The sequence below is a fragment of the Cyanobium sp. ULC082 genome, from assembly GCF_977927535.1.
This window is the reverse complement of record NZ_OZ376397.1, coordinates 526,932-540,367: the sequence shown is the minus strand read 5'-3', so window position 1 is coordinate 540,367 and position 13,436 is coordinate 526,932. Positions and strand designations below refer to the sequence as shown.

Annotated in this window: 15 protein-coding genes; 2 read left to right on the top strand and 13 right to left on the bottom strand. The window is 65.7% G+C overall.

The window, feature by feature from the left end; translation table 11 throughout:
* Positions 1-2 precede the first annotated feature (2 nt).
* The 11 genes from ACXMDY_RS02950 to ACXMDY_RS02900 form a co-directional block, all read right to left on the bottom strand.
* On the bottom strand, positions 3-1,091 hold the full coding sequence (locus ACXMDY_RS02950) for a methionyl-tRNA formyltransferase (protein WP_259703081.1): 1,089 nt from the start codon (positions 1,089-1,091) through the stop codon (positions 3-5).
* A 22-nt stretch (positions 1,092-1,113) separates the two neighbouring features.
* Positions 1,114-2,490, bottom strand: coding sequence for a TldD/PmbA family protein (locus ACXMDY_RS02945; protein ID WP_259703080.1), 1,377 nt, complete (start codon positions 2,488-2,490; stop codon positions 1,114-1,116).
* The gene (locus tag ACXMDY_RS02940; protein ID WP_399241778.1) at positions 2,487-3,890 is read right to left on the bottom strand and encodes a TldD/PmbA family protein; all 1,404 of its coding nucleotides are present in this window, start codon (positions 3,888-3,890) and stop codon (positions 2,487-2,489) included. The genes ACXMDY_RS02945 and ACXMDY_RS02940 overlap by 4 nt, the downstream gene beginning before the upstream one ends.
* A gap of 86 nt (positions 3,891-3,976) precedes the next feature.
* Positions 3,977-5,089 (bottom strand): magnesium-protoporphyrin IX monomethyl ester (oxidative) cyclase, encoded by a 1,113-nt coding sequence (gene acsF / locus ACXMDY_RS02935; protein WP_259703079.1) that lies wholly within the window; start codon positions 5,087-5,089, stop codon positions 3,977-3,979.
* 105 nt (positions 5,090-5,194) lie between these two features.
* Positions 5,195-5,704, bottom strand: a complete 510-nt coding sequence (locus ACXMDY_RS02930) for a DUF2996 domain-containing protein (RefSeq protein WP_259703078.1) — start codon at positions 5,702-5,704, stop codon at positions 5,195-5,197.
* 46 nt (positions 5,705-5,750) lie between these two features.
* Complete coding sequence (locus ACXMDY_RS02925) at positions 5,751-6,218, bottom strand: hypothetical protein (RefSeq protein ID WP_259703077.1); 468 nt, start codon at positions 6,216-6,218, stop codon at positions 5,751-5,753.
* Between the two features lie 39 nt (positions 6,219-6,257).
* Positions 6,258-6,881: a flavin prenyltransferase UbiX gene (locus tag ACXMDY_RS02920; protein ID WP_259703076.1), complete on the bottom strand. Its 624-nt coding sequence runs from the start codon at positions 6,879-6,881 to the stop codon at positions 6,258-6,260.
* A gap of 3 nt (positions 6,882-6,884) precedes the next feature.
* Positions 6,885-9,173: an RNB domain-containing ribonuclease gene (locus ACXMDY_RS02915; RefSeq protein WP_259703075.1), complete on the bottom strand. Its 2,289-nt coding sequence runs from the start codon at positions 9,171-9,173 to the stop codon at positions 6,885-6,887.
* Positions 9,174-9,316: 143 nt separating this feature from the next.
* Positions 9,317-9,601 (bottom strand): TMEM165/GDT1 family protein, encoded by a 285-nt coding sequence (locus ACXMDY_RS02910; RefSeq protein WP_259703074.1) that lies wholly within the window; start codon positions 9,599-9,601, stop codon positions 9,317-9,319.
* Between the two features lie 33 nt (positions 9,602-9,634).
* Positions 9,635-9,955: a TMEM165/GDT1 family protein gene (locus tag ACXMDY_RS02905; RefSeq protein WP_259703300.1), complete on the bottom strand. Its 321-nt coding sequence runs from the start codon at positions 9,953-9,955 to the stop codon at positions 9,635-9,637.
* A 38-nt stretch (positions 9,956-9,993) separates the two neighbouring features.
* Positions 9,994-10,350: a YkgJ family cysteine cluster protein gene (locus ACXMDY_RS02900; protein ID WP_259703299.1), complete on the bottom strand. Its 357-nt coding sequence runs from the start codon at positions 10,348-10,350 to the stop codon at positions 9,994-9,996.
* 102 nt (positions 10,351-10,452) lie between these two features.
* On the opposite strand from ACXMDY_RS02900, the gene psb30 reads away from it, so the two are divergent.
* A complete protein-coding gene (psb30, locus tag ACXMDY_RS02895) occupies positions 10,453-10,575 on the top strand; it encodes a photosystem II reaction center protein Ycf12/Psb30 (protein ID WP_259703073.1) in 123 nt (40 codons plus the stop codon).
* A gap of 10 nt (positions 10,576-10,585) precedes the next feature.
* Here the strand turns inward: psb30 and recJ are convergent, their stop codons facing one another.
* The gene (gene recJ / locus ACXMDY_RS02890) at positions 10,586-12,556 is read right to left on the bottom strand and encodes a single-stranded-DNA-specific exonuclease RecJ (protein ID WP_399244454.1); all 1,971 of its coding nucleotides are present in this window, start codon (positions 12,554-12,556) and stop codon (positions 10,586-10,588) included.
* A 74-nt stretch (positions 12,557-12,630) separates the two neighbouring features.
* Between recJ and ACXMDY_RS02885 the strand changes: the two genes are divergently transcribed.
* Complete coding sequence (locus ACXMDY_RS02885) at positions 12,631-12,975, top strand: DUF565 domain-containing protein (protein ID WP_259703071.1); 345 nt, start codon at positions 12,631-12,633, stop codon at positions 12,973-12,975.
* Positions 12,976-13,168: 193 nt separating this feature from the next.
* Here ACXMDY_RS02885 and rpmF read toward each other — a convergent pair whose 3' ends face one another.
* Positions 13,169-13,348 carry a 50S ribosomal protein L32 gene (gene rpmF, locus ACXMDY_RS02880; RefSeq protein ID WP_259703070.1) on the bottom strand — a complete coding sequence of 60 codons (180 nt, stop codon included), beginning with the start codon at positions 13,346-13,348 and terminating at the stop codon, positions 13,169-13,171.
* Positions 13,349-13,436: the final 88 nt, after the last annotated feature.

Here is a 13,436-nt window from a genome sequence, read left to right as displayed (position 1 = left end):
GCTCAGTCGGTATGGGATTCCTGCCGCGCCGGCCCGGGCTGCCCATCGCCGAAACGGTCGCCCACTGAGGCACCCAGCTGCTGGATCAACCCCTGCCGCTTCGAAGCACCCTTCCCCTCCAGCTGAGCTTCACAGATCAGGAGCGGGCAGCCACCGGTGGCCACCACAAGCCCCAGATCAGGCACGATCTCCAGGATGGTCCCCGGTTCAGCCGGGCCGGAGTGAGCGGAGCAGGGTGTTCCAGGAGCCCGCACGCTCCAGGCCTGGGCAAGCTTCGCCGCCGGGGCGCTGAGTTGCTCGCCCAGCCTGGCCACCAGTGGTTCGGTGGCGAGCAGTTTCAGCCGCTGGCCCTGCCAGCGGCACCAGGCCCCGGGGAAAAGCCCCATCACCCGGCGGTGGAGCGGCAGGGCCTGGGCACTCCAGTCGATCTCGAAGTCCTGCTTGTTCAGCAATCGGGCGTAGTGGGGAGTCGTCTCGGGCTGATGCCACACCCCCAGGCGACGCAGCCGCTCCTGCTCAGGCCCTGGGCCAGCACGTTCGATCAACGGCATGGCCTCCACCAGCAGCTCGGCGGTGAGCTGGCTGAGCCGTCCCGTCAACTGCCGGGCGTTCTCCAGCAGGCCGATCGTCAGCCGCCGTTCCAGCAGGACAGGGCCCGTATCGAGACCCGCCTCCATCGCCATGATCCCCACGCCAGTCTGTGAATCGCCATCGATCAGGCTCCATTGGATCGGGGCTGCTCCGCGCCAGCGGGGCAGAAGGGAAGCATGGCCGTTCCAGCAGCCCAGGGGCGGTTGGGCCAGCACCGCCGGGGGCAGGATCTGGCCGAAGGCCACCACCACCGACAGATCCGCCCCCCAGGTGGCAAGGAGGTCCTGAAGATCCGGTTCGCGGCGGATGCGCTGGGGGGTGACCACCGAGAGCCCAAGCGCCATGGCCCGTTCCTTCACCGGAGATGGCACCAGGGCGCTGCCCCGGCCCCGGCGCCGGTCCGGCTGGGTCACCACCCCCACCAGCTGGTGGCCTGCAGCCACCAGAGCCTCAAGGCTGGGGACGGCATAGGCGGGTGTCCCCCAGAAGAGGATCTTCATCGGCAACAACCGTCCGGGTGGCTCAGGCGTCGCCGGTGATCGACAGGCCCTCCACCCACACATGGGGGCAGAGCCCATCGGGGGTGATCTTGCCGGGGCCCTCGAAACCGAGCAGGCTGTTCAGCACCGTACGGATGTCACCAGCCACGGTGGCGGCTTCGATCGAGCGGGGTTCGCCGCCCTGGATCAGCCACCCATCGAAAGGCAGGGAGAACGAGCCCTGGCTGGGCTTGACACCGGCATGCAGGGCGGAGAGTGAATCGATCCAGACCACCCCATCAGCCTTGTGCCGATCCAGGCCGCTGCTGCCGCCACTGCTGCTGCCAGGTCCGATCTCAAGCCAGTTAGCCCCGACCGACACCTTGGCGCCCAGGCCGGCATGGCCGGTCGGAGCGACGCCAAAGGCCCGGGCCGTCGCCTCCGAATGGATGAACTGGCGGAGGACGCCGCCATCCACCAGGGCGAGCCGCTGAACCGGGGTGCCTTCACCATCGAAGGCGGAGGCACCGATGTTGCCGGGATGGAGGCCGTTGTCGTGGATCGAGAGGAACGGAACCGCCAGCTGTTCGCCCAGCGACTCACGATTGCTCAGGCTCACCCCATCGAGCACGGCTCGCGCATTGAACAGGCTGCTGAACGCTCCGATCAGATCGAGGAACGCCTCGGGGCTGAACACGCAGGTGTAATACCCGGTATCGATCGGGGCGTAATCGAGGTGGGAGATGGTCCGCTCGGCGGCCTCCTCGATGCAGCCGGCCAGATCGAGCTGACTGGCGCCATAGGCAAGCCGCACGGCGCCGCTGCTGCGCGGTTTGCGGCCAGCCTGCTCGGCCCTGGCATAGAGGTAGACACTGGCGGTGCTGAGCCGCTGCTGCCGGCAGGCCCCGGCACTGTTCAGATAGATCCTGTCGCTGGAACGCTGGGCCAGGCCGTTGTAGGGAACCGTGCTGATCGCCTCGTGGCGGCTGAGCAGGACCCGCTCCGCCTCCTTGAGGGTGTCCAGCAGGCTGAGAATCCCGACCGGCTCCAGCAGTGGCTGATCGAGCGGTTGCAGAGCTGCGGTGGCCAGCGGCGAGAACGAGGGGGTTTCATCGGCGTTGCCATAGGCACTGGCTTCGTGGGCGATGCCAAGGGCCCTGGCCAGCCCTGCCGGCGAAAGATCGGAGGTGCTGGTGATGCCGACCAGGCCGTCGCCGTTCCAGACCCGCACCGTGATCGAGCTGCGCTGAGCGCCTTTGAGCTGCTTGGCCTCGCCCCGATCCACCTGCACTGAGGTGTCGGTGCTGCAGGCGGCCCCCAGGTCCCAGCGCTCGATCCCCAGACCTGCAGCAAGCTGCTCAAGCTGATGGCCCAGGCGGCTGGCGTCCAGGACCGCCACGGAAGCGGTGGAGCTGGTCATCGCCCCCCCACAGTGATCGAATCCACCTTGATGTGGGGCTGGCCCACCGTCACGAAGATGCTGCCGCTCACCGAGCCGCAGAAACCGGCCGCCAGTTCCAGGTCATTCGCACACATCGAGATGCGGGGAAGCACGTCCTTGGCCTCACCGATCAGGGTGGCGCCCTTCACCGGCTTGCCGAGCTGGCCGTTCTCGATCAGGTAACCCTCCTCCACGGCGAAGTTGAACTGGCCGGTGGGGCCGACGCTGCCGCCACCCATTGATTTGCAATAGAGCCCACGCTCCACCGAACCGATCAGATCGGCAGGGCTGTGGGGACCAGCGGCGATGAAGGTGTTGCGCATGCGACTGGCGGCTGCGAAGGCATGGCTCTGACGGCGACCACTGCCGGTGCGGGCATGGCCGGTGCGCAACTCTCCGGCCCGATCGGAGAGGAAGCGCTTGAGCACGCCGTTCTCGATCAACACCGTGCGCTGAGGCTCCATGCCCTCGTCGTCCATCGAAAGGCTGCCGAAGGCACCGGTACTGAGCCCCTCGTCGACGGCGGTGACCGCCGGATGGGCGATCGGGCAGCCCACCTGGTCGGCGAATGGAGTGGTGCCCCTCTCGAGCTGGGTGGTTTCAAGCAGATGGCCGCAGGCCTCATGGAAGATCACACCACCGAAGCGGTTGGCGAGCACCACCGGGTAACTGCCCGCCTCGACGTAGTCGGCTCGCAGCATCGCCTCGGCACTGGCACAGAGATCACGGGCCGACGCTTCCGCATCCCATTGGAGAAGATCGTCGGGTCGGTCCGTGCTGCCATAACGCCGGCCCTGGCTGGCCCGATGCTCACCGTCGGCAGCAAGGGCGTTCAGCCCGACCGACTGATGCAGGCGGATGTCCCGGGCGAAGGTGCCGTCACTGGCGGCCACCATCACTTCCTGCCAGTCGCGGGCATAGCTGCCCCGACGGGACTGGAGGTGGCTGCCATGGCGTTCCAGCAGGCCCGTTCCCTCCAGCAACCGGCCGGTGGCGTCCCCCAGGCTGGGACAGCCGGAGAGCCAGCTGTTCTTGGCAGTGCCGAAGTCCCGGAGATCACCAAGGCCCTCGAAGCCACCGTGACCAGCACTGCCGAGCTCCAGGCCAAGCATGCCGAGTGCTTGCTCCAGAGCGGAGTTCAGGCCGCGATCACTGAGATCGTTGGTGGAGACGAAACCATCCTGATCACCGCGAAACACCCGGATGCCTGCCCCTTTCCCGAAAGCGGGGCTCACATTGGTGATGGTGTCCTGCTCAGCAAGCAGACCGATGTGGTCGGTGCTCTCCAGAAACACCTCGACAAGAGTGGCTCCGGCAGCACGGCCCGCAGCCAGCACCGTTTCAAGCCGCGATCGCCAGCTGAGGTCGAACGGCTCGATCTGGACAAGGGAAAGCGGCAGGGAAGCGACCAAAGCTGGCGACAGAGAGAAAGGAATGGGAGAAAAAATGGACGCTGAACTCAGCTTCAGCGCACGGCCGGCTGAAAATTCTCACTGCGGATCGGTGCCATCAGGAACAGCTTGGCCATCTCCAGGCCATTGCCCAACCAGAAGGGAAGTTTGCGGATCGCTTTGATCACTTGAATCGAACTGGATTGATCCGCTGCGTTGAGCGCATTGTTGTTGGTGACGATTCGCTCCAGGCGGGTATAGAACTTGGGATGCTCCACGTTCAGCACCACAGGGAACACCCTGGCAGAGGTTTCATTCGTCTTGGCGATCACCAGCTTGTCGTACTCGCGGGCATCAAGGCCGAGGGCTTCGTAGAACTCCTTGCGAGCCACATCACGCACGTACATTGTGGCGAAGACAGCAAGCAGGAAGAAGCGGCACCAGAGCCGTGCCTGAAAGCCCCGCACCGTGCTTGGCTGAGCCTTCATCAGAGCGTCAAAGAAATCGCCATGGCGATTTTCATCTTGGCACCAATTTTCGAAAAAATTAAAGATCGGGAAGATCTTGCTTTCCGGGTGTTGCTGAAGATGGCGATAAATGGCAATGTAACGCCAGTAACCGATCTTCTCAGAGAGATAGGTGGCGTAGAAAATGAATTTCGGCTGAAAGAATGTGTACGCTTTGTTGGCAGTCAGGAAGCCAAGATCGAGCTGCAGACCGAAATCACCCATTGACTTGTTGAGGAAACCGGCATGGCGGGCCTCATCCCTGGCCATATGGGCGAAGCATTCGGCCAGCAATGGATTCTTGGTTTTGATGCGGCGGCTCAGTTCCTTGTAGAGCAGGAATCCGGAGAACTCGGAGGTGCAGCTCTGCTCCAGGAACTCAACGAACACCTTGCGGGTGTCCGGATCGAGCTTGTCGGCGGCACCGACAAACTCCTCATTGCGGACAAAGTGATGGCGGTTGTAATCCTTGCGGAACTCCTCGCAGATCGCCTCCAGTTCCACCTCATTGGGACGGAGGTCCATCGCCGCCATGGCGTCGAAGTCGGTCGTGTAGAAGCGAGGGGTCAGGATCGTGTCCTTGACAGGATCCTTGAAGGCCGGTGACCCATCAGCAGTGCTGGTTGCCCCTGACTCACGCAGCGTGCCAGGGGCACTGGGGGCGGCGATCGGAGGCACCATGGGCACTTCTCGGCATAGGAGTGGTTCCATCGTAGGAGGATGAAGCGCTGGATCGCCTGGATGTGAAGCAGCCCGGCGGGGTTGTGGCGGCCCGCTCGGCGGGGCTCAGTTCGGGCCGAGCCACTTCTGACCGTTGAGCCGGGAGACAACCCGAGACACCAGCAGAGCAAGGGTGGTCTTGCGCTCATCGATCAGGAAGGATTCCAGCAGGCTGGGATCGCATCCGGATTCCGCCACGCTGAAGGTCTTGGCTGCGTTGATCTGAGCCGCCGTGAAGCAGAGCCAGAAGCGTCGGCCACCGGGAAGCAAGCCGATCACCTGCCAGCAAGGGGTGGAGACCACGGGCATCGGCGCCTCAACGAAGCTCAGCTCCGTGACCGGGCCGCCATAGGCCTGAATCTCCTTGGCCAGGGCCGGCAGAAACAGCTGGGGAATGAATTCGTCAAATGGCTTGTCCTCCGGGGCGGGAGGCTTGACCTTGACGGCCGGAGCCGGCTTGACCGCAGGTGCGGGCTTGGCCTCTGCTACGGGCTTGGCCTCGGCTACGGGCTTGGCCTCGGCTACGGGCTTGGCCTCTGGTGAAGGCTGGGGGGCAGAACCGGCGGAATCAATCACGGGCGCAGATCTCAACCTCGTACCTTGCCGGAACTTTACGGCTGCCTCACCACTCCTCGCGCAGCAGATCCTCCCAGCCTTCGCCGACAGGGGTGGCCAGGCCTGAAGCGATCGGGCCGGTCGGGCTCGGGGCGGCGGCCTCGGTCCGCCGGATCACCCGGAATGGAATCGAGATGGTCGGGAGGGGGTCCTGGGGAGCCCGCTCCGGCACCGGCACGCCTGGAGGCGGTGCCGGCCTCTGCCTGCGGGTGGGGGGTGGCGGCGGCTGAAACGATTGCTCGTCTCGTGCTCGTCGCAATGGGATGACAGCCTGCTGGAGCGCCAGGGCAGCGAAACCGGCGCTGAAGGCGGCACCACCCCCGGCTGCCATCGCGATCCAGGCCCCGAGTGGCAGGGGGGGCAGGCGCCAGATCAACAGCCGCATCCCGTACGACGGGCTCGGATTGAGAGCCGCGATCAGCAGCACCAGCAGCAGCGGTGCCAGCAGGGGCAGGAGCAGGAGGCGTTGCAGCACGGATCGGGTGGGACGGAACGAAGCGGATGAGCCGCCGCCTCAGGGAGCGGTGGAGAGGCCGACGGGCCCCTGCCAGCGCCCCAGGGGGCCGAGTTGATAGCCCAGACAATCGAACACCCGGATCACCAGAAAATCCACCATCTCCTGCAGGGTGGTGGGGCGGTGATACCAGGCAGGAATCGGCGGAGCAATCCTGGCCCCGGCCTCGGCCAGGGTGGTGAGGTTGCGCAGATGCACGAGGTTCCAGGGCATCTCCCGCGGAGCGATCACCAGGGGCCTGCCTTCCTTGAGATGAACGTCGGCCACCCGCTCGACCAGATCGAGGGCGACGCCGCTGGCGATCCGGCCCACGGTGCCCATGCTGGCCGGCAGGATCACCATGCCTCGGGTGGGAAAGCTGCCACTGGCGATGGCGGCGGCCTGGTCATTCCAGCGGTGGCAACGCAGCGAACCACCGCTGGCCCCGGTCCGCTCCCGCCAGAACAGGGCCTGACTGTCCGGGTCAACAGGGATCCGCACTCCCTGCTCCGCCAGCCATACGGCGATGGCGCCGCGACTGACGATCAGTTCAATCGACTCACCTTCCAGCAGCAGCAACTGCAGCGCCCTCTCGGCCAGGGGCATGGCCGAGGCGCCCGAAACGGCCAGGACCAGCGGTGGCATGGCTCAGCTCTCCCCGTCGCCGGGATCCCCCTGATCAGGCTCGCTCGGTTCACCGGGCCCGTCCTGATCGGAGGGAAGCAGGATGGCCAGATCGATCTGGTGACGCAACACATCCACTTTCTGGATCTCCACCTCCACCTGATCGCCCAGCAGATAAACGCGGCGATTCTTGCGACCCACCAAGCGGTTCTGACGGGAGCGATATTCGTACCAGTCGTCCTTCAGCGAACTCACGTGAACGAGCCCCTCCACCCGGGAAGGGGGGATCTCCACGAAGAAGCCGTAGCTCTGCACACCACTGATCACGCCGGTGAGGGTCTGGCCCACCAGCGGCTCCGCTGTCCGGGCCTGGGCCATCGCGACCAGGTCGGACTGGAGCTCCAGCACGAAGCGGGAGCGGTTGTTGAGCCGTTGAATGAGGGCGCTGCTGCGGGAGGCCTCGATCTCTGTGAGTTGGCTGGGTGGGAGCAGGGGCCAGTCGATCGTGCCGTGGCAGAGATCCGAGGCCAGATCCACCCTGACCTTGTGCCGCACGCTGGGCCGATCCTTGCCATCCGTGAGCAACACCACCAACAGGTGCTGATTCCAGAGATCGGCGTAGTGGAGCGAGGGAAAGCACCAGGAAGCAAAACCCAGTTCGGTCGCCGCCAGGCTGTTGGCCCCGGGTTGCTCACTGAGCTGAACCATCGGAAGCACATCGCTGAGCTGACGCTGCAGCACGCGGCTGCGATCGGTGGCGGCGAAGGCCACGGCCAGGGCCGCTGCCGCCGGAGCATTGCCGTCGTCGGCGAGCTCAAGGGGAATCTCCAGGGCCAGGGCGGCCTTGGCGACCTCATTCACTTCAGCTGGATCAGCGGCGGGATTGACGGCGAACAGACCTGGCAACTGCAGGGCTGCCAGATGCTCACCCAGGGCGCGACCGGCCGGGAGCACCAGCTCCCGCAGCAGACCCAGAGGATGGTGAAGCGACCATTGAACCAGCCAGCCACGGCGGCTTTCATCCGGCTCGGGCGTGGCCAGATCCCCCAGACAGTCGAGGGCAGGGAGGGGGAGATCCAGGTCGATCGAGCCGTTGGCCAGGCGGTGGCTGCGCAGCTGAGCGGCCAGATCCAGAAGCTGCTCCAGCATCGGCAGCTGATCCTTGAGGGGCTTCAAGGCCGCCGGTACGGTCCGGGCCTTCGGCTTGCGGTCGGCAAGGGCCTGAAGCACCGTTGCATCGACGCTGGCATCGGCCTGGATCGTGGTCAGGGCGAATCGGTAGTGGATCAGCTGACCATCGGCACTGAAATCAAGGGCGACGGAGACCGCCTCAGCCGCCACTCCCTGCTCGAAGCCGGCGGCCTTGCTGAGGGGTTCGCTGAGCAGCGGCAGCCAGCGGCGACCGAAGCAGAGCGCTTCTGATTTTTCCCGCAGCCAGAGATCCAGGCTGCCGCCAGGGCTGAACCGTTCCGCCACGGCCGGGGTATGGACCCAGAGCCTCGGGCCCACCTCGCCCGCTTCGATGGAGAGGGCGGGAAGGATCGGTGCGGCCACCCCACTCCAGCCAGCCAGCAACAGGGTGGGGAGAGCCGTGAGATCGGTGCGCCCCTTCGTCGTGGGGGCGCGCAGGGTGGTCCGGGGGGCCGGGTCGGGATTGCGCAGACCGTGCTTGGTGAGCAGAAGGTCGAGATCGGCCTCTTCGCCGCCATTGATCGGCAGGCGACGGGTGACATGGCCGCAGGCGGGGAACTGGGCGACGGGATAACGATCCAAACGCACCTCAACGACCGATTCCCGGGCCGGATCGAGGAACGATCCATCCTCCGGTGGCAAGTCCACCGTGGTGAGCAGGCGGTCGTCCAGGGGAACAGCCACAAGCCTGTCGTCCTGCTGCTCCACCTGGGCAAGCAGCTGGCGGGTGGCCCGCTCCAGGATGCACTGCACACCACCTTCCGGTGAACGCCGCCTGCCCCCCTCGCGGGTGATGCGAACCAGAACCCGATCGCCATTCCAGGCGTGGTTGAGCTGGTGGTCGCGGATGTAGATGTCTTCGCCCCCATCCTCACGCAGGGCGAAGCAGAAGCCCTTGCTGGAGCAGCGCAGCCGGGCCTCGATCAGGCTGTCATCCTCTCGCCGCTGAACCCCCGTTTCATCCTGCTGAAGCAGACCGATCCGGCTGAGCCCGTCCAGGGCGATGTGAAGCAGTTGCTTGTCCGGTTTCAGGGTGAGGCCGAGGGCCTTTTCCAGCTTGGCCAGAGGCAGAGCCTCGGCGTTGGGGAGCTGGTCAAGCAGATCGGCGACCGTGAACTTCATCGGAGCGGGATTCAAGGGAGGTTTGGGGCGCTGTGGACGCCCATCAGGCGGTCAGATCAGCGGCAGGAAAACCCTGGAGTTTTCCAAAACGAGGATCCCGGGCGCGTTGCGATACCCACGACCATCGTTGCCATCCAACCACTTTACGAATCTTCCCTTGAGGCCCGAAGGATCAACCTGCCGCCGATCAGCAGAAAACCGAGCGAGGCGGCGAGCTGGAGAGCATCGGCAGGGATCAGGCTGGAGAGGGATCCACCCGCGAATGCCCCCAGCAGACTCGCCAGCACCAGCGCTCCCGCGCTGCCCAGAAACACCGCCACCGGTCTGGTGGAGGTGCCGCTGATCGTCACGATCGTGAGCTGGGTCTTGTCGCCGAGTTCGGCCAGGAAGACCGTGACGAAGGTGGAGGCAAGCAGTGGCAGATGCATCGGCCCAGGGGGTTCGAAGGATCAGGATCAGACTCAGGGATTGAGCAGGCCAACGCTGGCCTGGGCGCCGAGCCAGAGGCCCAGGCCCACCATCAGCGCACCGGAGATCCGCTCCAGTCGCTGGGGCGGCAGCAGCGCCGCCAGCCAACGACCCAGCAACACCCCCACCAGGCTCGAGCAGATCAGGGCAAGGGCCGCCCCGGCGAACACCAGCAGGGGCCGGCCCGACTCGGCAGCCAGCAGCAGGGCGGCGAGCTGGGTTTTGTCTCCGAGTTCGGCCAGGAACACCGTGGTGAAGGTGGTCAGGATGATCGAAAGCAGGGTGGCCTCACCCTTGGCAGGGGGGGCCTCCATCGGTTCGGACGTTTCGCCCTTGGCTGCGCTGTCGTCGCTCATGGCTGCCCGGTGGCCTGCTCGAACCGCCGCAACACCCTGCTGCGTCCGCCGAACTCCTGCCTGATCTGCTGGCTGCAGCAGGCGATCGCGAAAGCATCGGCCTGCTCGATCGGCACGTCAAACAGCTCAGCCAGGCTGCTGACCCGGCAGAACTCGGGGCGATCGTCGTAAATGCGGCAGCGACGTCCACCGGTGTCGAAATGGATGCACCAGCCATCGCTGCCCACCATTGCCAGATAGCGACTGCGCTGATCGGCACTGAGGGCTTCCAGGGCCTCGCTGCGGCGCTCCGGATCCAATCGACAGCAGGCTCCGCAGCCGCCGATGCACCTCCATTCACTTCCGCAGCCCATCAGCTCCACCGGTGATGCTGTGACAAGCCGTCACAGTGGCATGGGTGGAACCCGGGCGAGCGGGGCCGCTTCCCGTAACCTGATCCGCAGACCGTCCCGTTCGTGAGCTTGCCGTCCATGGGTATCGACATCCATCTGATCGCCAACTTCATGGCTCTGGCGTTGATCACCCTGGCTGGTCCGGCTGTGGTGTTCATCCTCTTCTATCGCCGTGGTGCCCTCTGACCTCTGAGGCTCAGGCGGCCAGGCCCAGGGCAAGGGCCGCCTCCTCGAACAGCCCCTTCAGATAGGGATGCCGCTCGGCTCCACCCTCCATCCCTGAATTCAGCCCAGAGCCGAGTCCGATCTCACCTGAGCTGATTTCCTCGCCGGCTTCATTGCGGATCTTCACGGCTTGTCCCGCCCGGCGACACCAGTAGGTGCGCTGCTTTCGGCGCAGCACCACCTCGCCCGAGCCGCTCGGTCGCAGGCCCACCACTTCAAGCTGGAGCCGCTCCTCCCCCTGCCAGTGATTGCTGCGCAGGCGGTAGGCCACATCCACCAGCTCAGGAACCATTCCCTCCCCTTGCCAGCGCCAGGCGATGGCCCTGTGGCCGGTGTCGTTCTGGCTCAGCTTGAGTTGGAGATGGCCGCCACGCAACAGCCGCTGCTCCACCACCTGGCAGCGGGCACTCCAGAACACCGGCGCGGCGAAACCGGCTCCCATCGGCTCCAGCCGCTGCAGGCTTTTCCAGAACGCCCAGTTGATCTGATCGAGGCTGAGCCTGGCCTCAGGCTCCACCGCGATGCCGCTGCCCTGGCCAGAGAGCCAAGCCGCCGCCAGCGCATTGAGACTTTCGTGGAGCGAGGCCACCTTCTCGGCCCGCACCGTGAATCCACCGGCGGCGGGGTGGCCGCCGTGGCGTTCCAGTAGTTGGTGGCAATGGCGCAGGGCCGCATCGACGGCGAAACCGCGGGGTGCACGCACCGAAGAGCGCAGGCGCCCGTTGCCTTCGCTGGCCAGCAGGGCAACCGGCAGGCCATAGCGTTCCACCAGCCGGGCGGCCACCACACCGATCACGCCATGGTGCCAGTGGCCCTGCGCCAGCAGCAGGAAGGGGGGGCGCTGCGGCCCATCCGCCTCCACCAGGGCCACCGCCTCCGCTTCGATCGCATCGCAGAGTTCGCGGCGCTGACGGTTGAGCGCTTCACACTCCTGGGCCAGCTCCATCGCCCGATCCCGATCATCGGTGGTGAGCAGCTCGACGACCAGCTGGGGATCACCGAGGCGTCCGACCGCGTTGATGCGCGGGGCCAGTTGAAAGGCCACGGCGGTGGCATCAAGGGGGGTGTCCCCGACACCGGCGAGCCGTTGCAGGGCCTGCAGGCCGGGCAGGCTGGAGCCGTGAAGGCGTGGCAATCCATCCTGGAGCCAGCGTCTGTTCACCCCCAGCAGCGGCGCCATGTCAGCGATGGTGCCGATGCAGAACAGATCAAGGGCCATGGCCGTGGCGTCAGCACGATCAAAACTGCCGGCCAGGGCCACGGCCAGCACATAGGCCAGGCCGACACCGGCCAGACCGCGAAACGGCGAATCGGCCGGGGTACGGGCCGGGTGCAGCAGGGCCAGATAGGGCGGCTCCTCCGGTGGCAGGGTGTGGTGGTCGGTGAGGATCACCTCCACCTGCAGTTCGCGGGCACAGGCGAGAGCCTCCGTGGCGGCGATGCCGTTGTCGACGGTGACCAACAGGGAGATTCCATCGCCTGCCAGCCGTTTGACCATGGCGGGATTGAGGCCATAGCCATCGTCCTGGCGGCTGGGAATCGCGGCGACCGGCCTGGCCCCCAGCCGTTGCAGCACCCCCATCAACAGAGCCGTGCTGGTCATGCCGTCGGCGTCGTAGTCCCCGCAGATGGCCACCGCCTCGGCCGAACGGCAGGCGCGGCGGAGGCGGTCCACGGCCTTGCCGAGATCGTTGAAATGGGTTCCGGGATCAGGCGCTGCTGCCGGAACCAGCAAGGCATCGATCGCTTCGGCGCTTTCGTAGCCGCGCCGCCGCAGCACGGCCAGCAGCTCCGGCGGCAAGCCCAGCCGGCTGAGGGCAAGGGCTTCAGCGCCCGCTCCGACGGCGTCGAGCGGCCTGGGCAACTGCCAGCACTGGTCGGGCAGGCGATTCAGCACCAGGTTCTCACCGGAATCGGAGCATTCTGGGCTGTTCCTCCCCATCAAGGCCTCTTACGCTGCGCGCAAGCGTGATCGATCCATCCAGTTTTCCCTTCACAACCCCGTCTGTCCCCTCGATGAGCCGCCAGCCCTTCCAGGCCACCCGCTTCCAGCTGTTGCTGGAGCGGCTCAATCACCTGGTGCTCGACTGGCTGCGCGGCAATTGGCGAGAACGCAGCCTGGCCTGGCTGGCTCTGCTGGTCGGGCTTTTTGCCGGCAACAATCTCACCACCTATGTCCTGTTCCGACTGGGCCTGCGGCCGCTGGTGGTCCTGGCCATGGTGGTACTTGTCGAGCTGCTGGTTCGGCTGCGGAGCCACTGGGTGAAGGGGAAGCCTTCGCTGGGCTGGGTGCTCTGTGACAACGCCAGGATCGGCCTGGTTTACGCCGTGGTGCTGGAAGGCTTCAAACTCGGCTCCTGAGCGTCGGGCGCCGACCTGAGGCTTGAGGCGGAATGATCGGCAGCCACTTGCCGGCAGGAAGCCGATTTCCGCCCTGTGGACAGATCTTCAGCCTCGGACGCAGCCAGAATCCTGCAATCAGTACGTCTGTCTGCAATCCGGGCGGACTGGGAACAGTGAACGCCGAAGAGAGCTGTCCAAGCCGCCCAGGGGCTCAGCTGGCTTCGTCTTCGGCGGCGTCATCGATCGGATAGACGAATCCCTGGGCCCGGCCACTGAGCACAGCCTTGCCGAGCGAGAGAGCCTTCCTGGCCGCAACGGTGGCCTGGGCTTTCCAGTGGGCATGACGCTGGTTGCGCTTCCCCTTCGAGGTTTTCTTCTTGGGAGCGGCCATTCCCTTTCCTGATCCAAACAATGATCATCCGCTTCGGGGAGGCCTTTCGTCAAATCGTTAAACTGAACAGAAGTGCCAGTCCTGTGAG